The sequence below is a fragment of the Acinetobacter sp. S54 genome (assembly GCF_016624945.1).
Taxonomy (GTDB): domain Bacteria; phylum Pseudomonadota; class Gammaproteobacteria; order Pseudomonadales; family Moraxellaceae; genus Acinetobacter.
Genome location: NZ_JACVUI010000036.1, coordinates 1 through 322 on the forward strand (window position 1 = coordinate 1; position 322 = coordinate 322).

At 30.1% G+C, this 322-nt stretch carries 1 pseudogene; it reads left to right on the forward strand.

The features are described 5' to 3' along the window. Positions 1–97 precede the first annotated feature (97 nt). Positions 98–322 (forward strand): annotated as a pseudogene (locus IAE20_RS16845) (hypothetical protein); the annotation flags it as partial.

A 322-nucleotide genomic window follows, 5' to 3' on the forward strand; every position in this document is an offset into this window, starting at 1 on the left:
TTAATGAGGTTGAGAAAGTGAGACCAAAAAAATTATTAAAGGTGGAAAAATAAAAAACTATAGGCCATCAAAAGGTTTTGTATGGTCTTTATTTGTCGTGGTTTTTACAGCTTGGTTAGTTTTTAAATGTGTTCCTTTAACAGAAAAAAGACAAGAGCAAGAGATTAAAGATAAAATGGATTATCAAAAGCGTAAAGCTGTGGAGACGTTTGATAAATATACAGATAAAGATATAGCCAGATTACCAAAATTTGATTCTCGTAAATATGCGTTAATGAAACGTAATGGTCGTTTTTGGTTAATACCAAGAGAATATTATGGT